The sequence below is a fragment of the Streptomyces sp. NPDC057486 genome, from assembly GCF_042802415.1.
Classification (GTDB): domain Bacteria; phylum Actinomycetota; class Actinomycetes; order Streptomycetales; family Streptomycetaceae; genus Streptomyces; species Streptomyces yanii.
Genome location: NZ_JBHVEE010000001.1, coordinates 108,358 through 132,825, shown reverse-complemented (window position 1 = coordinate 132,825; position 24,468 = coordinate 108,358). Strand labels below are relative to the sequence as shown.

Below are 24,468 nucleotides of genomic sequence, written 5' to 3'. Positions count from 1 at the left end.
GGCTCCGGCTCACCGCAGCCGGAACTCCCCGCTGCCCCGCCCCCGCCCCTGGAACAGCTCCCCCTGCCGCTCCACCGGCAGGTTTCCGAGCGCGACCAGGTGCGGGGCGTGGGCCAGCGCCTGCGTGCGCGCCGCTTCCTTGGCGGACCACACCGCCCGCACCGTTCCCTGCACCGCCCCGGTCGGGTACGACGCGATGACGGCTGCCGCCCGCACCGCCGCCTCCACCGCGCCGCCGGGCGCCGTCACCTCGCTGACCAGCCCGGTCTCGTACGCACGACGGGCCGTCACCCGCTCGGCCGTACCCATCAGGGACATCCGGGCGACCTCCCCGAACGGCATCCGCTGCGCCATGTGAATCGCCTCGTACGCGCTGACCATGCCGTACGTCGTATGCGGGTCGAAGAACGTCGCCTCCTCCGACGCGATGACGAACTCCGCCTCGCCCAACAGATAGAACGCCCCGCCGCACGCCATCCCCTCCACGGCGGCGATCACCGGCTTCCACAGGTCGTTCGCCTTCGGTCCGATCGCGAGCAGCGGATCGTCGATCGTGTACGGGGACGAGGGCTGCGGCACCTCCACACCGCGGTCGATCCCCGTACAGAAGGCGCGCCCGCCCGCGCCCGTGACGACGACGGCCCGCACCCCGTCGTCGAAACGGAACGCCCGCCATGCGGCGGCGAGTTCGTCCGCCGTTGCCAGGTCGATCGCGTTCAGCTTCTCCGGCCGGTCGAGGGTGACGACCGCGACCCCGGTCTCCTTGTCGGTCTCCGTCCGCAGCGTCATCGGCGTCCGCTCACCGTTCCAGCAGCCAGCGGACCACGGTCAGCTCCGGGCTCACCGGCGCGAAGACCGCCCTCACCTGTGCCCCGATCCGCAGCCGCGCCGGATCGACCGAGTCGAGCGGCGCTTCGGGGCCGCTGACCACATTGCCGACCAGCCGGATGTGCGGAGCTTCGGCGAGTTCGACGACGACCGCGTTGTACGGGGCCTGCGCGGCGTACGCGGGCAGCAGCGGCGGATGCGGCAGCACGTACGACCAGATCCGGCCGCGCCCGCTCATGGCCCGCCACTCGCTCTCGAAGGACTGGCAGTGCGGGCAACAGGGCCGCGGCGGGAAACGGAGCGCGCCGCACGCGGGGGCGGCGCACGCCTGGACGCGGAGTTCGCCCCGGGCGGCGTACTCCCAGAAGGGGGCACCGTCCTCGTCGGCGACGGGCAGCAGCAGCGAATCCATGGTGCTCTCAGCTCCTCAGCAGTACGGCGGAGGTGGGCACGCCCTCGCCGGCGGTGACCAGGCAGGTGGCGGCGTCCGGAACCTGCGCGGTGGAGATCCCGCGCAGCTGCTTCACCCCTTCATTGATGAGGTTGAAGCCGTGCACATACGCCTCGCTCAGCCCGCCGCCCCCGGTGTTGATCGGGAGCCGGCCGCCGCTCTCCAGTGCCCCGCCCTCCGTGAACGCGGCGCCTTCGCCCCGCCCGCAGAAGCCGTACCCCTCCAGGGAGAGCGGAATGAGCGGGGTGAACGCGTCATAGATCTGCGCGACATCGACATCGTCCGGACCGAAGTCGGCCTGTTTCCACAGCTGACGGGCGGCTGTCCAGGCGGGTCCGGTGAGCGGGTCGTCGTTCCAGTAGTTGACCATGCCGTGGTGCTGGGCGGGGAGCCCCTGGGCGACGGAGTGGATGTAGACCGGTTTCTGCCGGCAGTCCCGGGCCCGCTCGGCGGAGACGATGACGCAGGCCAGTGCGCCGTCCGTCTCCAGACAGTTGTCGAAGAGGCAGAGCGGCTCGCTGATCCAGCGCGAGGTCATATACATGTCGCGGGTCAGCGGCCGTTCGTACATCACCGCGTCCGGGTTCTGGTTGGCGCGGTTGCGGCAGGCGAGCGCGACATTGAAGAGATGGTCGCGGGTGGCCCCGTACTCGTGCATGTACCGCCGCGCGAGCATCCCGATCTCGTCGGCGGGCCGCAGCAGCCCGTACGGGCGGGTCCACTGGGCGGGGGTGGGCAGTTGAATGGTGGTGTTCTTCCAGGGCCTCGGCCCCGAGCCGCGCTTCCGCGAGCGCCAGGCGACACCGACACTCGCCTGTCCGGTGGCGACGGCGGCGGCCAGATGCGCGATCGTCGCGCACGAACCACCGCCCCCGTAACCCACCTTGGAGAAGAAGGTGACGTCACCGGCCCCGATCGCCTTGGCGACCTCGACCTCGTCGGTCTCCTCCATCGTGTACGAGGCGAACGCGTCGACCTCCGACGCGGCGATGCCCGCGTCGTCGAGCGCCGCCACGATGGCCTGGCAGGCCAAGGTCTTCTCGGATTCCGGGAGTTGTTTCGCGAAGGCCGTCTGTCCGATCCCGGCTATCGCCGTCACGTCTTTGAGCGTCGCCACCCGCCACCTCCGCGATCGTCATGACTGCTGACAGCGGCAGAGGCTACAGCTAATCTGACGGATAGTCAGCTATTGCGGTTCGGTGGGAGGGCATGCGATGCGCGGCGACGAGGAATGGGGCAGCATCCCGAGGCTGGTGCGGGCGGCAGCGCAGCGGCACGGGGAGCGGGAGGCGGTCGTCGAGGGCCGCACCCGCATCTCGTACGCCGAACTCGGCGACCGTGTCGAACGCGCCGCCGCGGCGTGCATGGCCGCGGGGGTGGAGCCGGGGGACCGGGTCGCGGTCTGGGCGCCGAACACCCTGGACTGGATCGTCTCCGCCCTCGGGGCGGTCACGGCGGGCGCGGTCCTGGTCCCCCTCAACACGCGCTTCAAGGGCGTGGAGGCGGCGTACATCCTGGAACGCAGCCGGGCGAAAATTCTCTTCATCACCGGCACGTTCCTGGGCACGTCGTACGTGGCGTCACTGCGCCGCGCGGCGGCGGAACTCCCGTACCTGGAGCGGGTGGTGGTGCTTGCGGACACGGCACCCGAGTCATACGTCACCTGGAAGGACTTCCTGGCGGCGGGGGAGCGGATTTCACCTGCCGCGGTACGGGAACGGGCCGACGCGGTCGCCTCCTCATCCCCGTCCGACATCATCTACACCTCCGGCACCACGGGCCGTCCCAAGGGCGCCGTCATCACCCACGCCCAGACCCTGCGCTGCTACGCGATCTGGAGCGAACTGGCCGGCCTGCGCGAGGGCGACCGCTATCTGATCGTCAACCCGTTCTTCCACACCTTCGGCTACAAGGCGGGCATCATCGCGTGCCTGATGCGGGGCGCGACGATGATCCCGCAGCCGGTGTTCAACGTGGACACCGTCCTCGCGAACATCGCCGCCGAACGCATCTCGGTCCTCCCCGGCCCGCCCACCCTCCACCAGTCGCTGCTGGACCATCCGGCGCGGGCGACGCACGACCTCTCCGCTCTGCGCCTGGTCGTCACGGGCGCTGCGGTGGTCCCCCTGCGGCTGGTGGAACGCCTGCGCACGGAGCTGGGCATCGCGACGGTCCTCACGGCATACGGCCTCTCCGAGGCGAGCGGCATCGTCACGATGTGCCGAAGGGGCGACCCGCCCGAGACGATCTCCTCCACCTCGGGCCGCGCGATCCCCGGTACGGAGCTCCGCGTCCTGGCGGACCCCGGCACCCCCGGCGAGGTCCTGGTCCGCGGCTTCCACGTGATGCAGGGCTACTTCGAGGACCCGGACACCACGGCCGCCACGATCACCGAGGACGGCTGGCTCCGCACCGGCGACATCGGCGTCCTCGACGAGGCGGGCAACCTGCGTATCACGGACCGGATCAAGGACATGTTCATCGTCGGCGGCTTCAACGCGTACCCGGCCGAGATCGAACAGCTTCTGGGCCTGCACCCGGACGTGGCGGACGTGGCGGTGATCGGCATCCCGGACCCGAGACTCGGCGAGGTCGGCAAGGCGTACGCGGTCCGCAGGGAGGGCGCGACGCTGACGGCCGACGACCTGATCGCCTGGTCCCGGCGCGAGATGGCGAACTACAAGGTGCCGAGGGCGGTGGAATTCGTGGGGGAGCTGCCGCGGAACGCGAGCGGGAAGGTGGTGAAGGGGGAGCTGCGGGGGCGGGGGTAGGGCTGCTCAGGACGCGTGGAGGTTTGCGGATCGCGTCCACAGAGAAGGCCCGAGCGGTTGGCTCGGGCCGTCTTGCGTGCGGGTTCGGCTCAGCCGGCGTGGCTGCCCTGCGGGGTCACCACGGTGGCGTGCTGGTCCTGCGGGGTCACCACGGTGGCGTGCTGGTCCTGTGTGGTGACCGGGGTGTCGCCGGTGGCGTGCTGGTCAGCCGGCGCCGGAGTGGCCGAGCCGAGGCCCAGGGCCACGGCGAACGCGGCGGCGACGAGCGTCTTCTTCGTGCGGGTCATTCCAACTCCTGTGGGAGGAGAGAGCTTCCGGACGTGAAGTGACGCCAGTGACAGGGGGGCGATGGCGGAACCCAGTTGGCGCGAAGCGGTTGAACGTTGACGCGATTACGTCAACCGGCCCGCGGACGTGCAACGGCCGCGACGGCTCCCCCTCCGCGCCGCCGCGGCCGTCCCCCGTGCCCCCGCCGAAAAGAAGAACTAGTTCGTGGGCTCCGACGTCGCGTGCATGTCGTCGGTCGTGGCCGTGCCGCCCGTGGCGTGCATGTCCTGCGGCTTGATCGTTCCGCCGGTCGCGTGCATGTCCAGAGTGGTGATCTGGTCGGCGTCACCACCGGTGGCGTGCATGTCCTGCGGCTTGATCTCCGGGTTCTTCTTCGTCGCGTCAGCCATGATGATCTGCTCCCCTTGGCATTTCTTCGTGATGGGTGGGCAAGGCCCGCCCGGCTGTTCCCCCGTGGACCGCCGGACGGGCCTTTCAGGGCCGTTCACACTAGTGCCACGGCCGTCTGTCGCCCCGTCTGCCCCCCGACGCGACGGATCGACTAAAAGAAGAATGCCGGGTCGCGATAAACGAACGATGAACGCCCCGGCAGGCGCCCTACGCAGTCGTCACGGTGGCAACGGAGGACAGCAGGGCGCGCACATCGGCCGCCTCGTGCGAACCCAGTTCCTCGTAGATAGCCAGAGCCTCGCGCCAGCAGACCTGAGCGCGCCCGAACTGCCCGATCTCCCCAAGGGCGCGCCCGAGCACGGTGAGCACGTTGCCCCTCCGCCATTCGCCACCGATGCCTCGTAGCGCGGTCAGGGCCTGTTCGGCCTTGGTCGCGGCATCGGCCGAGCATCGGGCAGCGAGGTCGACCTCGGCGAGCCTGAAGAGTGTCATCCCTTCCCACAGGCGTTGGCGGCTGTCCCGGAAGACGGCCAGTGCTTCCAGAAGTCTCTCCGTCGCATCGGTGAACTGGCCGCTCTGTGTGAGGGCCATGCCGAGCGCATAGCGGCCGTTGGCACTCCGAAGGGCGTGACCCAGGCTGTCGTATATGTCTATGCCCTGTTCGGCCAGAGACACCGCACTGCCGGTGCGGCCCGTGGCCAGGTGAATGCGCGACAAGTTGCACAGCGCGCTCGCCTCGCCCGGCCGGTCCTGGATCCGACGGAAGCTGTCGATGGCCTGGGTCAGATATCTCTCGCCGTCGTCGTGCCGACTCTGGTAGAGCGCCATGATGCCGCGGGCGTTCGGAGCCCAGCATCCGGGCAACGGGTCGAGGTCGGCTTCGACGAGCCGCATGATCTCCTCCGCCTCCTGCTCGGCCTGGTCGAAGCGCCCCGATGTGTGATGCACATCGGCCAGTGTGACCAGAGCACGCACCTCGGTGCGTTGGTCGTCGCAGGCGCGGGCAGCGTCCCGTACGGCAAAGGCGATGGTCTCGTACTGTTTCGAGTTGGCGCCGGACTCGCCCAGATCCAGTGATGCCCAGAGAAGGTCCACGGCCCGGCGCAAGGTGCCGGGGCCGGACGATTGGCGTACGCAGGCGAGAAGCGTGCCAGCCTCCGCGTAGAGCCAGTCCAGTGCCGAGTGCCGGTCCGCGAACGACAGACCCTCGTACTGCGTCCGTTCCAGGTGGTCCACCAGCCGATCCCCCGGCCGCTCCAGCGCATACACCCCCGCCGCTGTGGCCAGATAGAAGTCCAGCAGCCGCGACAGCGCCAACTCCCGCTCCTCCGGCGGCTGCTCGTCCCGTTCCGCGCACGCTCGCGCGTAGAGCCGCACCAGGTCGTGGTAGCGGTACCTGCCCGGCGCCGCCGACTCCAGCAGGGACGTGTCGACCAGGGACTCCAGCACGTCCTCCGCCGCATGCGCCTCCAGGTTCAGCAGCGCCGCCGCTGCCGCCAGGGAGATGTCCGGGCCGTCCGCCAGGCCCAGCAGACGGAACGCGCGGGCCTGGGCCGGTTCCAGCTGGCCGTAGCCGAGTTCGAAGGTGGCCTTCACCGCCAGGTCGCCCGCCTGGAGCTCGTCCAGGCGGCGTCGCTCGTCGGCGAGTTTGGCCGCCAGGACCGAGACCGTCCAGGTGCGGCGGGCGGCCAGGCGGGAGGCGGCGATGCGGATCGCCAGGGGGAGGAAGCCGCACGCGGCCACCACGTCCAGGGCCGCCTCGCGCTCCGAGCCGACCCGTTCCTCGCCGACGATCCGGGTGAAGAGCTGGAGTGCCTCCTCGGGGGACATCACGTCCAGGTCCACCAGGTGCGCGCCCGCCAGGTCGACCATGCGGACGCGGCTGGTCACCAGGGCCGCGCAGCCGGCCGTGCCGGGCAGCAGGGGGCGGATCTGCGCCGCGTCGTGCGCGTTGTCCAGGAGGACCAGGATGCGGCGGCCGTCGAGCGTGGAGCGGTACAGCGCCGCCCGTTCGTCCAAGGAATCGGGGATCGCCGAGTCGGCGGTGCCCAGGGCGCGCAGGAACGCGCCGAGCACCGTCTCCGGCTCCGCCGCCCGTGCGCCGGCGCCCTGCAGGTCGACGTAGAGCTGGCCGTCCGGGAAGTGCGGGCGCGCCTGGTGGGCGACGTGCACGGCGAGCGTCGTCTTGCCGACGCCGCCGATGCCCGCGAGCGCCGACACGGCCATGACCGAACCCTCCGCCGTCGCCAGCCGGTTGCCCAGTTCACGGACGAAGGAGGCGCGGCCGGTGAAGTCCGGTACGGTCGCCGGGAGCTGGGCCGGGCGGACGGCTGCAGGCGCGGGTGCGGCCTCGTCCGCCGGGTGGGCCAGTTCCTCGTCGGCCTGCAGGATCTGCTGCTGGAGCTGCGAGAGCTCGGGGCGCGGGTCGACGCCCAGTTCGTCGGCGAGCAGTCGGCGCGTGTCGGCGTACACCGCGAGCGCTTCCGCCTGACGGCCGCTGCGGTACAGGGCGATCATCAGCAGTTCGCGCAGCCGCTCCCGCAGCGGGTGCGCCGCGGTGAGTGCGGTGAGTTCGGAGACCGCCTCCGCGTGGCTGCCGACCTCCAGATCCAGATCGAGCCGGGTCTCGGTGAGCTGGAGCCGCCACTCGGCGAGCCTGGTGCGCTGGTTCTCGGCGTAGGGGCCCGGGACTGAGGCCAGCGTTTCGCCGTCCCACAGCGCCAGCGCCTCGTTGAGCAGGGTGCGGGCCCGGCGCCGGTCCCCGCCCGCCCGCGCCTTCTCCGCGTCGGCTGCCAACTCCTGGGCCGTCGTGAGGTCGAGCGCGTCGGGCCGGGTTCGTATGGCGTATCCGCCGGCGTTGCTGATCAGCGTGGACGGGTCGAGGATCTTGCGCAGCCGGGACGCGTACGTCCGTACGGCGGCGAGCGCCTGTGACGGGGGTTCGTCGCCCCAGATGGCATCGATGAGTTCGGCGGCGGTGGCCGTGCGTCCGTCGCGCAGCAGCAGCGCGACCAGCAGGGCCCGCTGCTGCGGCGAGCCGGACGCCAGCGGTTCGTCGTCGCGCCAGGCGCGTACGGGGCCGAGCACGGCAAACCGCAGGCCGGTCCCGGCCGTCTGCTGCTGAGCAGCGCGCTGCTCCGGAACGCGCACACGTGGCCCGTGGTCACGGTCCATTGATGCCCCCTGTCCTGCTCGCCCCGCCAGTCCTGCCGGTCGCGCTGATCCCGCTGGCGCTGCTGATCCTGATGGTCCTGCTGGTGTCTCTGCCCGGAATGACCGCCGCTGCACCGATGTGGTCCGGGTGAATCCGGATTACGACCTACCGCTGGTATCGCGGTCAACAGTCTGCCTTGTTATGGGCGGACACGTCAGCAGTGGGTGACGCTCTGCACAAGCCCTCGACAACGATTTGGAACCGGGGCCCGGTCAAGGTAGCTGACGATGCGTCAGATCGGCGCTACCGTGGTGCACATGGAGACCTTCCCGAAGATCATCTCGGTGGACGACCACACGGTGGAGCCCGCTCATGTCTGGCGGGACCGGCTCCCGTCCAAGTACCTCGACCGGGGCCCGCGCATCGTCCGCGCCCCCCTGAAGGAAATGACCTTCATGGGCGGCAGGTTCGCACCGGTGATGGGCGCAAAGGGTGACGAGGGGCCGATCGGCGACTGGTGGGTGTACGAGGATCTGCACCGGCCGCTCACCCGGCTCGACACCTCCGTCGGCTACAACCGGGACGAGATCAAGCTCGAAGTCATCACCTACGAGCAGATGCGCCCCGGTTCGTACGCGGTCCCGGACCGGCTCGCCGACATGGACATCAACCACGTCCAGTCCGCGCTCTGTTTCCCGACCTTCCCCCGGTTCTGCGGCCAGACGTTCACGGAGGCGAAGGATCGTGAACTCGGGCTGCTCGGTGTGCGCGCGTACAACGACTGGATGGTGGAGGAGTGGTGCGGCCCCGACGCGCAGGGCCGGCTGATCCCGCTGACTCTCGTCCCGCTCTGGGACGCAGAGCTCGCGGCCGACGAGGTCCGGCGGAACGCCGCGCGCGGGGTGCGTGCCGTCGCGTTCTCCGAGATCCCCCCACATCTCGGACTGCCATCGATACATACGGACGAGTGGGATCCGTTCCTGCGGGCCTGTGACGAGACGGGCACCGTGATCGCGATGCACATCGGCTCGTCCTCGAAGATGCCGTCCACCTCGGCCGACGCCCCGCCCGCGGTCGGCTCCACCATCACCTTCGCCAACTGCTGCTTCTCGATGGTCGACTGGCTGATGAGCGGCAAGTTCGAACGGTTCCCGAACCTCCGGATCATGTACGCGGAGGGTCAGATCGGCTGGATCCCCTACATTCTGGAACGGGCCGACGTGGTCTGGGAGGAGAACCGGGCCTGGGGCGGTGTCGCCGACAAGGTGCACCGGCCGCCGTCGGAGCTCTTCGCCGAGCATGTGTACGGGTGCTTCTTCGACGACGCGTTCGGGCTGAAGAACCTGGACGCGATCGGCGTCGGAAACGTCCTGTACGAGACCGACTACCCGCATTCTGACTCGACCTGGCCCAAGTCGCGCGAGGTCGGCGAGGCGCAGATGGGGCACCTGGACCCGGACGTGGTGGACCGGATCGTGCGCCGCAACGCCATCGATCTGCTGGGGCTCACGGACGAGGGGCTGTGGGCGGGGCCGGGGGCATGAGTGCATGGGCGTCCCGGCGGGTGGTGCGGCGCGGGGCCCGCCGGCGGCGGGCCCCGCGGGACGTGGTCAGGCCCTGGTCACCGGCTCCTGGAGCTCCGTCACCCACTTGTCCTTGTCCTCCGGGCACTCCAGGTTGATCTCCCGGGTGTACCCCAGTGACCGGTACCCGTTGGTGTCCAGCCAGCGGGCCAGCGTCTGCTCGGTGGTGAGGACCCCGTCCATCGAACCGCGGTGAACGATGGTCGCCGCCTCGAACGCGGGCAGGTCGACCACCGTGACGCCGGTGTCACCGACCGGGCCGACCGGGGCGGAGACCGTCACCCCCGCGTGCACGGTGATCGCGCCGTCGCCCGCAGGGGCGTCCTCGTAGCGCGCGATGCCCGGGCCGCTGGGACTGATTCCGGCCGCCTCCAGCAGCGGGAACAGCCGGTCGTACAGCGGTCCGATCACCGGAGTGATGGCCTGCGGCTCGTAGCCGGCCGCGGTTCCCGTCAGCTCCGCCACCCGTACCGCGGGAACGTTCTTGATCACAACGTCGTCCGTGGGCATGTGCCCCTCGCTCTCGATCGACCGGAGTCTCGCCTCGACCTGCGCCAGCCGCGCCGCCGCTGCGGCCATGGCCGCCTCCAGCTCCGCCTGCCGCAGGCGGAGCATTCCGCGGAGCTCCTCGGGTCCGACCTGTTCGTCGAGGACGGCCTGCACCTGCTGGAGCGTGAAGCCGAGATCCTTGAGAGCGATGATGCGGTTGAGGCGGGCGAGCTGAGCGGCACCGTAGAAGCGGTAGCCGGTCGCGGGGTCGGTGCGGTCGGGAGGCAGCAGTCCGATGGCGTCGTAGTGACGCAGCATCCGGGCCGACACCCGTCCGTACCTGGCGAAATCTCCGATGGTGAACATGATGTCTCCCAGTGCACGCCCTCACACGGTGTCAAGGTCAAGCTCCCGTCCGTGGCGGCACCGGGGCCGGGCGGGCCACCACAAGGCAGGAGCCCCGCTCCTCCGCCGAGGCGGGGGAGCGGGGCTCCTTGGGTACTGCATGCCGGCCGCGATCGGCCGACCCGGGCAACTAGGCCGGGCTGACGTTCTCAGCCTGCGGGCCCTTCGGCCCCTGAGTGACGTCGAAGTTCACGACCTGGTTCTCCTCGAGGGAGCGGAACCCGGACGCGTTGATCGCGGAGTAGTGAACGAAGACATCCGGGCCGCCGCCGTCCTGGGCGATGAAGCCGAAGCCCTTTTCAGCGTTGAACCACTTGACGGTTCCGGTAGCCATAAGCCCTCCTTGGGCCAAAGGGTTGCCCTGCTCCAGAACCTGCAAAGAAGTCTGAAAACTACAAAAGCCTGCGGGTTACATGCTCCGCAGGCTCTGTACTGCAAGGGAAACCAAACTGCAACTTGCGTCGAGCCTAGCACGCAGCGTGTGCGGAACGGTAGAGGGAAAGATCACTTCACCCGGATGTTTGATTGCCCTGCCGAGAGGCTGACCGGGATAGCGGTCGGAAGGCGGCTCGGGGGTGTCGTTCGGGTGGCGCGGAGGCGGCCGCACAGGAACGCCGGCGCGCGGGACCGGTAGGCACGCACGAGTGGGACCGGGCGCGCCCTTAAGGGCTGTCCCGTAATCCCTGGCGGGCGCACGACGCCGGCTACGGCACCTCGCTGCGTTGTCGGAACGCCCGAATACGCCCAGTATGAGGACGGTCCTCCGCCTTGCGATGCACCGCATCCGACGCCGCGCGCTGATCCACCAGGGGTTACGGGACAGCCCTTAGCCCCGGTGGCGGCGGGATGCCCGCACGGGTCTAGCCTCGCGATGTGGACAATTCAACCGTCTCTCCCGCAGCAGGCGACGACCGTCGCAGCAGGCCGCGCGTCGGCCACATCCAGTTCCTGAACTGCCTTCCTCTCTACTGGGGCCTGGCACGGACCGGAACCCTGCTCGACCTGGAGCTGTCGAAGGACACCCCGGAGAAGCTCAGTGAGCAGCTGGTGCACGGTGACCTCGACATCGGCCCCATCACCCTCGTCGAGTACCTGCGCAACGCCGATCAGCTCGTCGCCTTCCCCGATATCGCGGTCGGTTGCGACGGGCCCGTCATGTCGTGCGTGATCGTGTCGCAGCTGCCCCTGGAGCAGCTCGACGGGGCCCGGGTGGCACTCGGTTCGACCTCGCGCACCTCCGTACGCCTCGCTCAGCTGCTGCTCGCCGAGCGGTACGAGGTGTCGCCCGACTACTACACCTGCCCGCCCGACCTCGGCCTGATGATGCAGGAGGCGGACGCCGCCGTGCTGATCGGCGACGCCGCGCTGCGCGCCTCGCTGCACGATGCGCCGCGTCTCGGTCTGCAGGTCCATGACCTGGGGCAGATGTGGAAGGAGTGGACGGGGCTGCCGTTCGTCTTCGCGGTCTGGGCGGCGCGCAAGGACTATCTGGCGGCGCACCCGGCCGTGGTGGAGGAGGTCCACCGGGCGTTCCTCGCCTCGCGGGACCTGTCGCTGGAAGAGGTCACCAAGGTCGCCGAGACGGCGGCGCGGTGGGAGGTCTTCGACGCGGAGCTGCTGGAGCGGTACTTCACGACGCTGGACTTCCGCTTCGGTCCGGACCAGCTGTCGGGTGTACGTGAGTTCGCCCGCCGGACCGGGGCGACGACCGGTTTCCCGGTGGACGTGAACGTCGAGCTGCTCGACCACTGATCCGGCACCGGCCGTTGCGCGGAGGGAATGGGCCCGGGCAATAGGTGAATGCTGCACCTTCTCCTGGCTTCCCCGTTCCCTCCCGGGCTGTTTATCGCACTGCCCCGCGGATTCCTTTCCGGCGAATGCCGCGAATGCGGCCGGACGGACGGCGCGTGCGTCCTATCCCGAATAGAGGACTGCGTGCGGGGTGAGTCCGGGTCGCGTCCCGGATTCGATCGGGTGAACGACTCATTCGCGCCTTTTACCGTGTCGAAAACCGTGGTTCGTTCCCATAGGGGCGAAATCGGCCGATGGTTTCTCTGTGATCGCACGACCTCCGACCCCTAGGCTTCGGTCGGAGGTCCGGCCGGTCCACAGGGGGAGTCCATATGCAGCCGCTGGAAGCCGGCGAACCGCTCACCATCGGTGCCTACCGGTTGCTCGGCAGACTCGGTGCGGGCGGCATGGGCCGGGTGTATCTGGGACGCAGCGCGGGCGGACGCACCGTCGCGGTCAAGGTCGTTCATCCGCACTTCGCGCTCGACGAACAGTTCCGTGCCCGGTTCCGGCGCGAGGTCGACGCGGCGCGGCGGATCGGCGCCCAGTGGACGGCACCCGTTTTGGACGCCGACCCGGACGCACCCGTGCCGTGGGTCGCCACCGGCTATGTCGCCGGACCCCCGCTGTCGGCCGCGGTCACCGAGCACGGGCCACTGCCCGAGCAGGCTGTACGAACCCTGGGCGCCGGACTCGCGGAGGCCCTGGCCGCCGTGCACGGGCAGGGGCTCATCCACCGCGACGTGAAGCCGTCCAACGTGCTGCTCGCCCTCGACGGCCCCCGCCTCATCGACTTCGGCATCGCCCGTGCGATCGACGCCACCGCCTCGCTCACCTCCACCGGGGTCTCGGTCGGCTCGCCCGGCTACATGGCGCCGGAGCAGATCCGGGGTCTGGAGATCTCGGGCGCCGCCGATGTCTTCTCGCTCGGCGCGGTGCTCGCGTACGCGGCGACGGGCGACGCCCCCTTCCTCGGCGACTCCTCGGCGGTGCTCCTCTACAAGGTGGTGCACGAGGAGCCGGAGCTGGGTGAGATCGAGGGCGAGCTGCGGGACGTGATCGCCACGTGCCTGGCGAAGGACCCGGCGCGTCGGCCCACCCCGACGGAGCTCGCCCGGCAGCTGGCACCCGGCGGGGCGGCGGCGGCGGGCTGGCTGCCCGGACCGCTGGTGCGCGAGGTCAGCCGCTCGGCAGTGGCACTGCTTGACCTGGAGCCGACGGACGGACCCGTGCAGTCGGGACCGGTGCCGTTCAGCAACGCCTCCCTCACCGCCCACGGCCTGGCCGACGGCAACGGCGCGCTGGGAGTGTTCGGGCCGCCGGTCGAGCCGCCCCGCCCGCCCTTGACGTTCCCGTCGGCCGAGGCCGGGGGCCACAACTCGGGCGGGCTCCCCGGCCCCCGTACCCCCGACTCCCGGTTCTCCGTCACCGTCAGCGCCGACTCCGAACCCGGTCTCCCCGACCGGAGCCGAGGCCGCAGGCTCAGCTGCACCGTCGCCCTCGCCGTGGCGGGCGCGCTCGCCGCCGTGACCGTCGGCAGCGCCCTCCTGTTCGACCTGATGCCCGGCAGGGGTGGCGGCGGCGCCGAGCACGGCGGGGTCGCCCAACCCCCCGCCGCGTCCTCCAGCGCGTCGCCGGACCCGGCGGACGGCTACCCCGGTGCGGGCCAGGTCACCGCGCTGCCCAAGACGTTCGTCGGCACGTGGAAGGGGCCGCTGACCGAGAAGACGACCGGACAGCCGCACGGCACCCTCACCGCGGTGTTCACCGAGGGGAAGAAGGGCACGGACGTCGTCCGTATGAACACCACCTTCTCCACCCTCGGAGTGACCGTCAGCTGCAACAGCGTCGCGAGGCTCTCCTCCGGCACCGCCGAGGAACTGACGCTCCGGGAGCGCGCCGACCCGGACCGGCCCGGCACCGCCGGGCTCTGCACGGACACCACGACGGACGTCACCTTCACCCTCGCCGAGGACGGCACACTCCGCTTCCGGTCCGAGGAGCGCGGCGCGGGACTTCCGTACGGCACACTCGCCCGGTCCGGCAGCTGACCCCGGGAGGGGCTGGCGTAGGCTGAACCGGTCCGTAGATCCGTTGAAAAACCGCCGAAAGGTGACAGCCCGGTGACCGAGAAGGCCGACCTCCAGCCCATCCTCGACCGAGCCGCCGAAGGCGGCCGGATCACTCCGGAGGAGGCCCTCGACCTCTACCGGTCGGCTCCCCTGCACGCGCTCGGCGCGGCCGCCGACGCCGTGCGCCGACGCCGCTACGCCGGTACGGAGCACATCGCGACGTACATCATCGAGCGCAACATCAACTACACCAACGTGTGTGTCACGGCCTGCAAGTTCTGCGCCTTCTACGCCGCACCGAAGGACACCGCCAAGGGCTGGTCCCGCGACCTCGACGACATCCTGCGCCGCTGCGCGGAGACCGTCGAACTCGGCGGCACGCAGATCATGTTCCAGGGCGGACACCACCCGGACTACGGCGTCGAGTACTACGAGGAGCACTTCTCCGCCATCAAGAAGGCGTTCCCCCAGCTGGTCATCCACTCGCTGGGCGCCTCCGAGATCGAGCACATGGCCCGGATCTCCAAGGTCTCCGTGGAGGAGGCCATCCAGCGGATCCACGCCGCCGGTCTCGACTCCTTCGCGGGAGCCGGCGCCGAGCTGCTGCCGGCCCGGCCGCGCAAGGCGATCGCCCCGCTCAAGGAGTCCGGCGAGCGCTGGCTGGAGATCATGGAGGCGGCGCACCGGCTCGGTGTCGAGTCCACCTCCACGATGCTGATGGGCACCGGCGAGACCAACGCCGAGCGCATCGAGCACCTGCGGATGATCCGCGACGTACAGGACCGGACCGGTGGCTTCCGCGCCTTCATCCCGTACACGTACCAGCCGGAGAACAACCACCTGAAGGGCCGGACGCAGGCCACGCTCTTCGAGTACCTGCGGATGATCGCCATCGCCCGGCTCTTCCTCGACAACGTCGCCCACATCCAGGGCTCCTGGCTGACCACCGGCAAGGAGGTCGGCCAGCTGTCGCTGCACTACGGCGCCGACGACCTCGGCTCGATCATGCTGGAGGAGAACGTCGTCTCCTCCGCCGGTGCCAAGCACCGCTCCAACCGCCTGGAGATCATCGATCTGATCCGCAAGGCGGGCCGTGTCCCGGCGCAGCGCGCCACGACGTACGAGCACCTCGTCGTCCACGACGACCCGGCGAACGACCCGGTCGACGAGCGCGTCGTCTCGCACATCTCGTCCACCGCGATCGAGGGCGGCACCGCACACCCGGAGCTCAAGCTCCTGAGCGCCAACTGAGGCTGCTTTGCTGACCGTTCATGCCGCGCCGCTGGTTCTTCCGGTCGGCGCGGCGGCCGTCGCGCAGGGCGCGGTCGCCGTGGACGGCGACCGGATCGTCGCCGTCGGACCGTACGACGAGGTCGTCGCCGCCCACCCGGCGGCCCGGGTCCGCCAGTGGCCGGGCGTCCTGACGCCCGGCCTGCGGCAGTGGCATGCCGTCTGGCTGCTGACCCGCTGTTACCACCCCGACCCGCGCGAGGCGGACCAACTCGGCGACCGGCCGCTGTGGGGCGAGGCGTTCGAACGGCTGGCCGGGGAGATGGACGCGGCGCGGCGGGCGGGCAGCGTACGGCGCGGGCTGCAGCAGATGCTGCGGCACGGCACCACACACCTCGCGGGCCGGTTCCACGACCCGGTCGTCCGCACCGCCGTCCACCGAGCGGGGCTGACCGAGGTCTCGGCTGTCGGCGCCCCCGGCATCCTGGTCGGCGAACCGAGCCTGGACCCGTTCGCGGAGGGCCACGACCTGCCCGGCTCCGTGCACGGACCGCTCGCCGTCGGCGGCCGAGCCGACCTCGCCGTCTTCGACGTACCGGACGAGGACGCGCTCTGCGCGGCCGGCGCCGGGGCCTGCATCGCCACGGTGCTCGGCGGGCGGCTGGTGTACCGGCGGCGGTAGGCGCACCGGAGCCCGTCATTCCCGGTGGTCTCCCACCAGTACCGACTGGCGTCGCACCCAAGAGGTCGAAGCCGGCTTCCGAGCGGCTCCGGGCGCCGACACACGACCGGCGCGAGGGCTTCGAGGCCGGGCTGCTTGAATGGGTGGGTGACCCGAGCATCCCTGGACAAGCAGCCGCACGAAGTCGCCTCGATGTTCGACGACGTGGCGGCGAACTACGACCTCACCAACGATGTGCTGTCGCTCGGCCAGGCGCGGCTGTGGCGCAAGGAGGTCGCGAAGGCGGTGCACGCCCGCCCCGCGGAGAAGGTCCTCGACCTGGCCGCGGGCACGGCGACGTCCTCGCTGCCGTTCGCCGCGACCGGCGCGTACGTCGTGCCCTGCGACTTCTCCGTCGGCATGCTGCAGGTCGGCAAGAAGCGTCATCCCTGGCTGCCGTTCACCGCGGGGGACGCCACGAAACTGCCGTTCCGCGACGAGACGTTCGACGCGGTGACCATCTCCTTCGGGCTGCGCAACGTCCAGGACACGGATGGGGCACTGCGCGAGCTGTACCGGGTGACCAAGCCGGGCGGCCGCGTGGTCATCTGCGAGTTCTCGCAGCCGACCTGGACGCCGTTCCGCACGGTCTACACCGAGTACCTGATGCGGGCACTGCCGCCGGTCGCGCGCGCGGTGTCGTCCAACCCCGACGCGTACGTCTATCTCGCCGAGTCCATCCGTGCCTGGCCCGATCAGGCCGGGCTCGCGCAACTGCTGCAGAAGGCGGGATGGTCGAAGGTGGCCTGGCGCAATCTGACCGGTGGTGTGGTCGCGCTGCACCGGGGTGTGCGTCCCTGACGCAGACCGCCGCCCGGCAGCGATGAGCCCTGCGCCGGACGGCAGTTGCCGGGATTCCGGTGAACGCGGGAACCGGTGGGCGGGAAGACGTGTCCGTTGATACGGCACGCGTTTTCTCCGTTCCCGTGTGTCACCGTCCCCGTTGCCGCGCCGGAGTCTCCCATGCGTCGACTGACCGACCGCCGCCTCACGCCCCCAGCCCCAGCCGGAAACAGCGGACCTCCTGCCCCGGGTGCGGGGTCGTGAAGCTCTCCGCGCGCTGCATCCCCAGCCGCCGGGCGACGGCGATCGACCGTTCGTTGCGCGCGTCGATCGTCGCCACCACCCGGTCCACCCCCGCCGCGCGCACCCGCTCCAGGGTGAGGCGCGCGGCGGCGGTGGCATAACCCCGGCCCCAGGCGGCCCGGCCGAGCCGCCAGCCGATCTCGATCTCGCCGACCGGGCCGTACGCCGTCTGCGGCCACGGCTGCGCACCGGTGAAGCCGAGGACCTCGCCGTCCTCGCCGAGCACGGTCCACAGGCAGAAGCCGAGCTCCGCGTCGTATCTGCGCTGGCGCGCGGTCCACTCCTCGTACAGCGAGAGTTCCGCCGATGTGCCGCCGAAGAACTCCATCACCTCCGGGTCGTCGAACGCCCGGTGCCAGGCAACGGCGTCCTCGTCGGTCGGGACACGCAGCTGTACGGAGGGGGCGGGGGACTGCACGGTCGACATCGGGGAGCCCTTCGGAAGGTCGGTCAGCAGGCACCCATAGACTGCACGGGACATGTGCCGCGCGGCACGCGATTTCGAGTCTTCGGGAGATCCGACCGTGACCGAGCCCCTGTCCGAACACAGCGCGGATGTGATCGTCGTCGGGGCAGGCCCAGCCGGCTCCACGACCGCGTACTACCTTGCCAAGGCCGGACTCGATGTTCTCCTGCTGGAGAAGACCGCCTTCCCGCGCGAGAAGGTCTGCGGCGACGGTCTCACCCCGCGCGCCACCAAGCAGCTCGTCGCCATGGGCATCGACATCTCCGAAGAGGCCGGCTGGCTGCGCAACAAGGGTCTGCGCATCATCGGCGGCGGCGTCCGGCTCCAGCTGGACTGGCCGGAACTCGCCTCGTACCCGGACTACGGACTGGTCCGCAAGCGCGACGACTTCGACGAGCAGCTGGCCCGTCAGGCTCAGAAGGCGGGCGCCCGGCTGTACGAGCGGTGCAATGTCGGCGCCCCGATCACCGACGAGCGCACCGGCCGCATCACCGGTGTGAACGCGAAGCTCGGCGAGGAGAAGACCCCGGTCACCTTCCACGCCCCGCTCGTCGTCGCCGCCGACGGCAACTCCACCCGGCTGTCGCTCGCCATGGGCCTGCACCGCCGAGAGGACCGCCCGATGGGCGTCGCGGTGCGTACGTACTTCACCTCCCCGCGCCACGACGACGACTACCTGGAGTCCTGGCTGGAGCTGTGGGACCGGCGCGGCCCCCAGGACCGACTGCTGCCCGGCTACGGCTGGATCTTCGGCATGGGCGACGGCACGTCCAACGTCGGCCTCGGCATCCTCAACTCGTCGTCCGCCTTCAAGGAGCTGGACTGGCGCGAGATCCTCAAGGCGTGGTGCGCGTCCATGCCGGAGGACTGGGGCTTCACCCCGGAGAACATGACGATGCCGATCCGCGGCGCCGCGCTCCCCATGGCGTTCAACCGCCAGCCGCACTACACCAAGGGGCTGCTGCTCGTCGGTGACGCGGGGGGCATGGTCAACCCGTTCAACGGCGAAGGCATCGCGTACGCCATGGAGTCGGGGCAGATCGCCGCGGACGTCATCGTCCAGGCGCACGCCCGCGCGACCCCCGCCCAGCGCGAACTGGCGCTGCACAACTACCCGAAGATCCTCAAGGAGACCTACGGCGGCTACTACACGATGGGCCGCGCCTTCGTGAAGCTGATCGGCAACCCGAAGGTCATGAAGATCGCCACCCAGCGCGGTCTGACGCACCCGCTGCTGATGAAGTTCACGCTGAAGATGCTCGCCAACCTCACCGACCCGACGGGCGGCGACGCGATGGACCGCATCATCAACGGCCTTTCCAAGGTGGCCCCGAAGGCCTGACCGTCATTCCCGTCCGCGTCCTCGCTCGGTCCACGGGCGAGGCGCCGGCGATCTCCGTGATGCGTGTCGGGCGGTGAGCCCGCTGTCCCGCTGCACGGATTCGGGGGCGGGCGGCGCCCCCGGCCGGGTCAGTAGTAGCCCTTCTCGCCGTCGATGATCTCCCGCACGGCATCGAGATGACCGGCGTGCCGGGCCGTCTCCTCGATCATGTGGAACAGCATCCACCGCAGACTCGCGGAGGCGAGCTCGAAGTCGGGATGGCGGCCCACGTCCTCCAGGGCGTGGGCCGCGACGATCTCGTCGGTGACGGCGCACTGCTGCTCGTACTCCTTGAGGAGCTGTGCGAGCGGAATGCCGTCGACCCGCATGTCGGCATCCTCGGTGTCCGGGTCGAACCGCGGCCCCACGGCGGGCCGGCCGAGGAACATCACCTCGAACCAGCAATTCTCGACCCAGCGCAGATGCGAGACGATCCCTGCGGCCGACAGATGCGGCGAGGCGGGGAGCACGGCCCGGTGCGCATCGCTCTCGGACAGCCCCTCGCACTTCCAGTGGACGACCGCCCGCTGCATGTCGAACCAGCCGAGCAACTGGGTCCGCTCGTCGGCTTCGTACGGAGGGCGTATACGCGGGCGGGTCATGGGAGTCGAAGCTACCCCGACCGGGACCGTGGGCGCAGGCGGATCCGGGAACGGACAAGGCACCGGGGCGGCAGCGACGGCACCGGGCCCACCGCTCCACGACGAACGGCCGTCGCTCCCGAGCGGGGGAGCGACGGCCCTTCGCCGTGTTCGCGCGCTTGTGAATCAGAGAACGCGGACCGCGCCCGACGGCGGGTCGTAGCTCAGCGGGCGCTGCACCACACCGGTGCTGGAGTTCTGCGCACCGACGAACTGGCCGCCGCCCACGTAGACGCCGACGTGGTACGCGGAGCCCGCGCCGCCCCAGTAGAGGATGTCGCCGGGCTGGAGGTTGCTCAGCGAGACCTGGGTGCCGGCGGTCGACTGGGCCTGCGAGACGCGCGGGAGGTCGACGCCCACCGTGCGGAACGCGGCCTGGACCAGGCCGGAGCAGTCCCAGGAGTTGGGGCCGGTGCCGCCGGACACGTATGCGTCGCCGACCTGTGCCTTGACGAACGCGATGACGGACGCGGCGGAGCCGGTGGCGCTCGACGAGGAGGAGGCCACGGCGGTGGAGCCGGACGCGCTGAGCGTCGTGCGGGCCTCGGAGCGGGAGGCGCGCAGGGCGGCCTCCGCCTTGGCCTTGGCGGCCGCCTCTGCCTTCTTCTTGGCCTCAGCCTTGCGGACCGCCTCGGCCTTGGCCTTCGTGGCGGCCTTGGCCGCGCTGGTGGCTGCTGCGTCCTCGTGGGCCTGCGTCTCCAGGTCCAGGGCGATCTGCTGCGTGGCCTCGGCGGACGCGGCGACGGAGGTGGAGAGCCCGGAGGTGAGGGTGGGCATCTCGATGGTCTGGGTCACCGGCTCGGCCTGGGCCGGACCGGCAGCGGCCGCGACCGCGATGGTGCTGAGGACGCCACCGGCAACTCCGGCCCTCAGCGCCGTTTTCGGGACGCTTCGACGGGGCTTCCGGTGGCTGGGTATGTGAGCGGTGTGGGACATGAGTACTAGCGCTATCAGGGCCCCCGGGTTCCCTTCAAGAAACGTGTGTTGCGACACAGTTACGTTCGGAATCTGTGAATCCGCTTTCTGGCGGCCTTTATTGACGCCGTAACGGGCAAACCGGGCATGCATGATCACCGCTGTGATCACGGGCTTTCAGTAATTCGCCCGAATTGCCCGCCGCTTACCATCCGTTCACACCGATGGCCAAGCCCGCTTTTGTTGAAGGCCTTGCGGGGTGATGCAGGTCACAGCGTGACTGTTGCGTGGTGGGCATGCGAGCCGTCGGCGCGCGCGACGGCGTCGACGGCGGGCTGCTCGGCGCGGTGGGCCGCGCGGCGGCAGGTGCGGCGGGCGACGTTTCGTCCGGAAGATCGCGAATGTCCGCACGCGTCCACTTCACTCCCCGCGAGCCCCTCGCGCGGGTGACCCGGAATGGGACGGATCCTCTTATCACCACCCGGCCGTCCATTGCCAATTTGCTAGTCGAGGCGTCTGATTGTTAGAGGAGCATCGCCTTGACCAGCAATAACAACACCAGATGTCACGTCTCGTGATCGAGCGGCCGCTTTGCGTACGAAGATCACTCCTCATCCGGCTTCATGATCCTTCGCCGGGTGGTGGAGATCACAAAGTCGGTGTAGTACCCCGTGTCGCAGATCACAGGACGGCAGGCATAGGATGCGGGGCAGTCGGGCTTGTGAACTGCCTCACATGTGCACGATCTTGGTGAGGTGGCGAGCCGGTCGCCCGATGCGGTCCAACGGTCAAGGACGACTGGAAGGAGCGAGGAGCGTGAATGCCTACGCGCCCATCCTCGTGCTCGGCGCCCTCGGGGCAGGGTTTGCGATCTTCTCCGTGGTCATGGCCACGCTTATCGGCCCAAAGCGGTACAACCGAGCAAAGCTCGAAGCGTACGAGTGCGGTATCGAACCCACCCCCACTCCAGCCGGAGGCGGCCGCTTCCCCATCAAGTACTACCTGACGGCGATGCTCTTCATCGTCTTCGACATCGAGATCGTCTTCCTCTATCCCTGGGCGGTCACGTTCGACGCCCTGGGGATCTTCGGGCTCGTCGAGATGCTGCTCTTCGTGCTCACCGTCTTCGTCGCCTACGCGTATGTATGGCGTCGCGGCGGCCTGGAATGGGACTGAGGGGCTGAGGGGCACACCATGGGACTCGAAGAGAAGCTGCCCAGCGGCTTCGTGCTGACCACTGTCGAGCAGGCCGCCGGCTGGGTGCGGAAATCCTCCGTCTTCCCCGCGACGTTCGGTCTGGCCTGCTGCGCCATCGAGATGATGACGACCGGAGCCGGGCGCTACGACCTGGCCCGGTTCGGGATGGAGGTCTTCCGCGGATCGCCGCGGCAGGCGGATCTGATGATCGTGGCAGGGCGGGTCAGTCAGAAGATGGCGCCCGTCCTGCGGCAGGTCTACGACCAGATGCCGAACCCCAAGTGGGTTATCTCCATGGGGGTTTGTGCATCATCAGGTGGGATGTTCAACAATTACGCCATTGTGCAAGGTGTTGATCACATTGTCCCGGTCGATATCTATTTGCCGGGTTGTCCGCCACGCCCCGAGATGCTGATGGACGCCATTCTCAAGCTCCACCAGAAGATCCAGGGCTCCAAGCTCGGGGTCAACGCGGAGGAGGCCGCCCGCGAGGCGGAGGACGCGGCACTCAAGGCGCTTCCCCTGATCGAGATGAAGGGGCTGCTGCGGTGAGCGACGAGCAGAACAACAACGGCGTACCCGCGCCGCGCGACGAGACCGGCGAGGTCATCGGCGTACGCAAGGGCATGTTCGGCGCCAACAACGGCGGCGACACCACCGGCTACGGCGGTCTCGTCCGCACGGTGACGCTGCCGGGCGCCACGTCCCGGCCGTACGGCGGCTGGTTCGACGAGGTGGCCGACGAGCTCGAAGGAGCCCTGGAGGAGCAGGATCTGCTTCCCGGCAACGCCATCGAGAAGACCGTCGTCGACCGCGGTGAACTCACCTTCCACATCGCGCGCGAGCACCTGCTCACCGTGGCCCGAACCCTGCGCGACGACCCGGCCCTGCGCTTCGAGCTCTGCACCGGGGTGAGCGGTGTCCACTTCCTCGGCGACAAGGGCCGCGAACTGCACGCCGTCTACCATCTGCGGTCGATCACCCACGGCCGGCTGATCCGGCTGGAGGTCTCGGCCCCGGACAGCGACCCGCACATCCCGTCGCTCGTCACGGTCTATCCGACCAACGACTGGCACGAGCGCGAGACCTACGACTTCTTCGGGCTCATCTTCGACGGGCACCCGGCCCTCACCCGCATCATGATGCCGGACGACTGGCAGGGCTTCCCGCAGCGCAAGGACTACCCGCTCGGTGGCATCGCCGTCGAGTACAAGGGCGCCCAGATCCCGGCTCCGGACCAGCGGAGGTCGTACTCCTGATGACTACTCCCCATGCAACGCCTCGCGCCACGACCGAGGGGACTGTATATACGGTCACCGGCGGCGACTGGGACGAGGTGGTCGAGTCGGCGGTCAAGTCCGACGACGAGCGCATCATCGTCAACATGGGTCCCCAGCACCCGTCCACGCACGGCGTGCTGCGGCTGATCCTGGAGATCGACGGCGAGACCGTCACGGAGGCCCGCTGCGGCATCGGCTACCTCCACACCGGCATCGAGAAGAACCTCGAATTCCGGAACTGGACGCAGGGCACCACGTTCGTCACGCGCATGGATTACCTGACGCCGTTCTTCAACGAGACGGCGTACTGCCTGGGCGTCGAGAAGCTCCTCGGTATCGAGGACCAGATCCCCGACCGGGCGACGGTCCTGCGCGTGCTCCTGATGGAGCTCAACCGGATCTCCTCGCACCTGGTGTGCATCGCCACCGGTGGCATGGAGCTCGGCGCCACCACGATCATGATCTACGGGTTCCGTGATCGTGAACTCGTTCTCGATCTGTTCGAGCTGATCACCGGGCTCCGGATGAATCACGCGTTCGTCCGGCCCGGCGGACTCGCCCAGGACCTGCCGCCGGGCGCGCTCGACCAGCTGCGCGAGTTCGTGAAGACCATGAAGAAGAACCTGCCGGAGTACGACAAGCTCGCCACCGGCAACCCCATCTTCAAGGCCCGCATGCAGGACGTCGGCTATCTCGACCTGACCGGCTGCATGGCGCTCGGCGCCACCGGCCCCATCCTGCGCTCCGCCGGGCTCCCGCACGATCTGCGCAAGACCGATCCCTATTGCGGCTACGAGACATACGAATTCGATGTCCCCACCGCCGACAGCTGCGACGCCTACGGCCGCTTCCTCATCCGTCTGGAAGAGATGCGGCAGTCGCTGCGGATCATCGAGCAGTGCATCGACCGGCTCGCCCCCGGGCCGGTCATGGTCGCCGACAAGAAGATCGCCTGGCCCGCTCAGCTCGCGCTGGGACCCGACGGACTCGGCAACTCGCTCGACCACATCAAGAAGATCATGGGGACCTCCATGGAGGCCCTGATCCACCACTTCAAGCTGGTGACCGAGGGCTTCAGGGTCCCGGCCGGACAGGCGTACACCGCCGTCGAATCGCCCAAGGGCGAGCTCGGCGTGCATGTCGTCTCGGACGGCGGAACCCGCCCCTACCGGGTCCACTTCCGCGACCCGTCCTTCACCAATCTGCAGGCCATGGCGGCGATGTGCGAGGGCGGCCAGGTCGCCGACGTCATCGTCGCCGTCGCGTCCATCGACCCCGTGATGGGAGGCGTCGACCGGTGACCGAAGCACGTCAGGAAGTCAGTCTGGG

Annotated in this window: 24 protein-coding genes; 13 read left to right on the top strand and 11 right to left on the bottom strand. The window is 69.6% G+C overall.

The annotated features are described in order from the left end of the window. Nucleotides 1-9: 9 nt before the first annotated feature. From ACFU6I_RS00675 to ACFU6I_RS00665, 3 genes are read right to left on the bottom strand one after another with little or no spacing between them, the layout of a single operon-like run. Nucleotides 10-789 carry an enoyl-CoA hydratase/isomerase family protein gene (locus ACFU6I_RS00675; RefSeq protein WP_384359909.1) on the bottom strand — a complete coding sequence of 260 codons (780 nt, stop codon included), beginning with the start codon at nucleotides 787-789 and terminating at the stop codon, nucleotides 10-12. A 10-nt stretch (nucleotides 790-799) separates the two neighbouring features. Beyond that, nucleotides 800-1,240 (bottom strand): Zn-ribbon domain-containing OB-fold protein, encoded by a 441-nt coding sequence (locus ACFU6I_RS00670; RefSeq protein WP_384359907.1) that lies wholly within the window; start codon nucleotides 1,238-1,240, stop codon nucleotides 800-802. A 7-nt stretch (nucleotides 1,241-1,247) separates the two neighbouring features. After that, nucleotides 1,248-2,396 (bottom strand): lipid-transfer protein, encoded by a 1,149-nt coding sequence (locus tag ACFU6I_RS00665; RefSeq protein WP_384359905.1) that lies wholly within the window; start codon nucleotides 2,394-2,396, stop codon nucleotides 1,248-1,250. Nucleotides 2,397-2,493: 97 nt separating this feature from the next. Between ACFU6I_RS00665 and ACFU6I_RS00660 the strand changes: the two genes are divergently transcribed. Continuing rightward, the gene (locus tag ACFU6I_RS00660) at nucleotides 2,494-4,050 is read left to right on the top strand and encodes a FadD3 family acyl-CoA ligase (protein ID WP_384359903.1); all 1,557 of its coding nucleotides are present in this window, start codon (nucleotides 2,494-2,496) and stop codon (nucleotides 4,048-4,050) included. An 89-nt stretch (nucleotides 4,051-4,139) separates the two neighbouring features. On the opposite strand, the gene ACFU6I_RS00655 is transcribed toward ACFU6I_RS00660, so the two are convergent. From ACFU6I_RS00655 to ACFU6I_RS00645, 3 genes are all read right to left on the bottom strand, one after another. Further along, nucleotides 4,140-4,337, bottom strand: a complete 198-nt coding sequence (locus tag ACFU6I_RS00655; RefSeq protein ID WP_384359901.1) for a hypothetical protein — start codon at nucleotides 4,335-4,337, stop codon at nucleotides 4,140-4,142. Between the two features lie 198 nt (nucleotides 4,338-4,535). Then, nucleotides 4,536-4,727, bottom strand: a complete 192-nt coding sequence (locus ACFU6I_RS00650) for a hypothetical protein (RefSeq protein WP_384359899.1) — start codon at nucleotides 4,725-4,727, stop codon at nucleotides 4,536-4,538. Nucleotides 4,728-4,935: 208 nt separating this feature from the next. Further along, a complete protein-coding gene (locus ACFU6I_RS00645; RefSeq protein WP_384359897.1) occupies nucleotides 4,936-7,902 on the bottom strand; it encodes a BTAD domain-containing putative transcriptional regulator in 2,967 nt (988 codons plus the stop codon). A gap of 2 nt (nucleotides 7,903-7,904) precedes the next feature. On the opposite strand from ACFU6I_RS00645, the gene ACFU6I_RS00640 reads away from it, so the two are divergent. Beyond that, nucleotides 7,905-8,033 carry a hypothetical protein gene (locus tag ACFU6I_RS00640; RefSeq protein WP_345514870.1) on the top strand — a complete coding sequence of 43 codons (129 nt, stop codon included), beginning with the start codon at nucleotides 7,905-7,907 and terminating at the stop codon, nucleotides 8,031-8,033. A gap of 166 nt (nucleotides 8,034-8,199) precedes the next feature. Next, entirely contained in the window at nucleotides 8,200-9,426 is a 1,227-nt protein-coding gene (locus ACFU6I_RS00635) for an amidohydrolase family protein (protein ID WP_384360207.1), read from the top strand. Nucleotides 9,427-9,492: 66 nt separating this feature from the next. Here ACFU6I_RS00635 and ACFU6I_RS00630 read toward each other — a convergent pair whose 3' ends face one another. Beyond that, complete coding sequence (locus tag ACFU6I_RS00630; RefSeq protein ID WP_384359895.1) at nucleotides 9,493-10,320, bottom strand: MerR family transcriptional regulator; 828 nt, start codon at nucleotides 10,318-10,320, stop codon at nucleotides 9,493-9,495. 169 nt (nucleotides 10,321-10,489) lie between these two features. Next, nucleotides 10,490-10,693, bottom strand: a complete 204-nt coding sequence (locus ACFU6I_RS00625) for a cold-shock protein (RefSeq protein WP_037693088.1) — start codon at nucleotides 10,691-10,693, stop codon at nucleotides 10,490-10,492. 539 nt (nucleotides 10,694-11,232) lie between these two features. On the opposite strand from ACFU6I_RS00625, the gene ACFU6I_RS00620 reads away from it, so the two are divergent. From ACFU6I_RS00620 to ACFU6I_RS00600, 5 genes are all read left to right on the top strand, one after another. Further along, complete coding sequence (locus ACFU6I_RS00620) at nucleotides 11,233-12,111, top strand: menaquinone biosynthesis protein (RefSeq protein WP_345514873.1); 879 nt, start codon at nucleotides 11,233-11,235, stop codon at nucleotides 12,109-12,111. A 371-nt stretch (nucleotides 12,112-12,482) separates the two neighbouring features. Beyond that, a complete protein-coding gene (locus tag ACFU6I_RS00615) occupies nucleotides 12,483-14,201 on the top strand; it encodes a serine/threonine-protein kinase (RefSeq protein ID WP_384359893.1) in 1,719 nt (572 codons plus the stop codon). Nucleotides 14,202-14,273: 72 nt separating this feature from the next. After that, a complete protein-coding gene (mqnC, locus tag ACFU6I_RS00610; RefSeq protein ID WP_266982739.1) occupies nucleotides 14,274-15,473 on the top strand; it encodes a cyclic dehypoxanthinyl futalosine synthase in 1,200 nt (399 codons plus the stop codon). Nucleotides 15,474-15,480: 7 nt separating this feature from the next. Next, nucleotides 15,481-16,134, top strand: a complete 654-nt coding sequence (locus ACFU6I_RS00605; protein ID WP_384359891.1) for a hypothetical protein — start codon at nucleotides 15,481-15,483, stop codon at nucleotides 16,132-16,134. A 147-nt stretch (nucleotides 16,135-16,281) separates the two neighbouring features. After that, nucleotides 16,282-16,974 carry a demethylmenaquinone methyltransferase gene (locus ACFU6I_RS00600; RefSeq protein ID WP_384359889.1) on the top strand — a complete coding sequence of 231 codons (693 nt, stop codon included), beginning with the start codon at nucleotides 16,282-16,284 and terminating at the stop codon, nucleotides 16,972-16,974. A 187-nt stretch (nucleotides 16,975-17,161) separates the two neighbouring features. Here ACFU6I_RS00600 and ACFU6I_RS00595 read toward each other — a convergent pair whose 3' ends face one another. Continuing rightward, complete coding sequence (locus ACFU6I_RS00595) at nucleotides 17,162-17,686, bottom strand: GNAT family N-acetyltransferase (RefSeq protein ID WP_384359887.1); 525 nt, start codon at nucleotides 17,684-17,686, stop codon at nucleotides 17,162-17,164. A 97-nt stretch (nucleotides 17,687-17,783) separates the two neighbouring features. Between ACFU6I_RS00595 and ACFU6I_RS00590 the strand changes: the two genes are divergently transcribed. Continuing rightward, nucleotides 17,784-19,067, top strand: coding sequence for a geranylgeranyl reductase family protein (locus tag ACFU6I_RS00590; protein WP_384359885.1), 1,284 nt, complete (start codon nucleotides 17,784-17,786; stop codon nucleotides 19,065-19,067). A gap of 128 nt (nucleotides 19,068-19,195) precedes the next feature. Here ACFU6I_RS00590 and ACFU6I_RS00585 read toward each other — a convergent pair whose 3' ends face one another. Both ACFU6I_RS00585 and ACFU6I_RS00580 read right to left on the bottom strand, forming a co-directional pair. Further along, entirely contained in the window at nucleotides 19,196-19,708 is a 513-nt protein-coding gene (locus ACFU6I_RS00585; RefSeq protein WP_384359883.1) for a DinB family protein, read from the bottom strand. A 165-nt stretch (nucleotides 19,709-19,873) separates the two neighbouring features. Next, a complete protein-coding gene (locus ACFU6I_RS00580; protein ID WP_384359881.1) occupies nucleotides 19,874-20,683 on the bottom strand; it encodes a C40 family peptidase in 810 nt (269 codons plus the stop codon). 795 nt (nucleotides 20,684-21,478) lie between these two features. On the opposite strand from ACFU6I_RS00580, the gene ACFU6I_RS00575 reads away from it, so the two are divergent. From ACFU6I_RS00575 to ACFU6I_RS00560, 4 genes are read left to right on the top strand one after another with little or no spacing between them, the layout of a single operon-like run. Next, on the top strand, nucleotides 21,479-21,838 hold the full coding sequence (locus ACFU6I_RS00575; protein ID WP_003992243.1) for an NADH-quinone oxidoreductase subunit A: 360 nt from the start codon (nucleotides 21,479-21,481) through the stop codon (nucleotides 21,836-21,838). Between the two features lie 18 nt (nucleotides 21,839-21,856). Further along, a complete protein-coding gene (locus ACFU6I_RS00570; protein ID WP_030926341.1) occupies nucleotides 21,857-22,411 on the top strand; it encodes an NADH-quinone oxidoreductase subunit B family protein in 555 nt (184 codons plus the stop codon). After that, complete coding sequence (locus ACFU6I_RS00565; protein ID WP_384359879.1) at nucleotides 22,408-23,118, top strand: NADH-quinone oxidoreductase subunit C; 711 nt, start codon at nucleotides 22,408-22,410, stop codon at nucleotides 23,116-23,118. Before ACFU6I_RS00570 ends, ACFU6I_RS00565 begins: the two co-directional genes overlap by 4 nt. Further along, nucleotides 23,118-24,440: an NADH-quinone oxidoreductase subunit D gene (locus ACFU6I_RS00560; RefSeq protein ID WP_345514884.1), complete on the top strand. Its 1,323-nt coding sequence runs from the start codon at nucleotides 23,118-23,120 to the stop codon at nucleotides 24,438-24,440. Before ACFU6I_RS00565 ends, ACFU6I_RS00560 begins: the two co-directional genes overlap by 1 nt. Nucleotides 24,441-24,468: the final 28 nt, after the last annotated feature.

Excerpts from the sequence above, each read along its gene's own strand:
- ACFU6I_RS00675 (WP_384359909.1), bottom strand. The coding sequence starts at position 789 with ATGACGCTGCGGACGGAGACCGACAAGGAGACCGGGGTCGCGGTCGTC.
- ACFU6I_RS00670 (WP_384359907.1), bottom strand. The coding sequence starts at position 1,240 with ATGGATTCGCTGCTGCTGCCCGTCGCCGACGAGGACGGTGCCCCCTTC.
- ACFU6I_RS00660 (WP_384359903.1), top strand. The coding sequence starts at position 2,494 with ATGCGCGGCGACGAGGAATGGGGCAGCATCCCGAGGCTGGTGCGGGCG.
- ACFU6I_RS00655 (WP_384359901.1), bottom strand. The coding sequence starts at position 4,337 with ATGACCCGCACGAAGAAGACGCTCGTCGCCGCCGCGTTCGCCGTGGCC.
- ACFU6I_RS00650 (WP_384359899.1), bottom strand. The coding sequence starts at position 4,727 with ATGGCTGACGCGACGAAGAAGAACCCGGAGATCAAGCCGCAGGACATG.
- ACFU6I_RS00645 (WP_384359897.1), bottom strand. The coding sequence starts at position 7,902 with ATGGACCGTGACCACGGGCCACGTGTGCGCGTTCCGGAGCAGCGCGCT.
- ACFU6I_RS00640 (WP_345514870.1), top strand. The coding sequence starts at position 7,905 with ATGCCCCCTGTCCTGCTCGCCCCGCCAGTCCTGCCGGTCGCGCTGATC.
- ACFU6I_RS00635 (WP_384360207.1), top strand. The coding sequence starts at position 8,200 with ATGGAGACCTTCCCGAAGATCATCTCGGTGGACGACCACACGGTGGAG.
- ACFU6I_RS00630 (WP_384359895.1), bottom strand. The coding sequence starts at position 10,320 with ATGTTCACCATCGGAGATTTCGCCAGGTACGGACGGGTGTCGGCCCGG.
- ACFU6I_RS00625 (WP_037693088.1), bottom strand. The coding sequence starts at position 10,693 with ATGGCTACCGGAACCGTCAAGTGGTTCAACGCTGAAAAGGGCTTCGGC.
- ACFU6I_RS00615 (WP_384359893.1), top strand. The coding sequence starts at position 12,483 with ATGCAGCCGCTGGAAGCCGGCGAACCGCTCACCATCGGTGCCTACCGG.
- ACFU6I_RS00595 (WP_384359887.1), bottom strand. The coding sequence starts at position 17,686 with ATGTCGACCGTGCAGTCCCCCGCCCCCTCCGTACAGCTGCGTGTCCCG.
- ACFU6I_RS00585 (WP_384359883.1), bottom strand. The coding sequence starts at position 19,708 with ATGACCCGCCCGCGTATACGCCCTCCGTACGAAGCCGACGAGCGGACC.
- ACFU6I_RS00580 (WP_384359881.1), bottom strand. The coding sequence starts at position 20,683 with ATGTCCCACACCGCTCACATACCCAGCCACCGGAAGCCCCGTCGAAGC.
- ACFU6I_RS00570 (WP_030926341.1), top strand. The coding sequence starts at position 21,857 with ATGGGACTCGAAGAGAAGCTGCCCAGCGGCTTCGTGCTGACCACTGTC.
- ACFU6I_RS00560 (WP_345514884.1), top strand. The coding sequence starts at position 23,118 with ATGACTACTCCCCATGCAACGCCTCGCGCCACGACCGAGGGGACTGTA.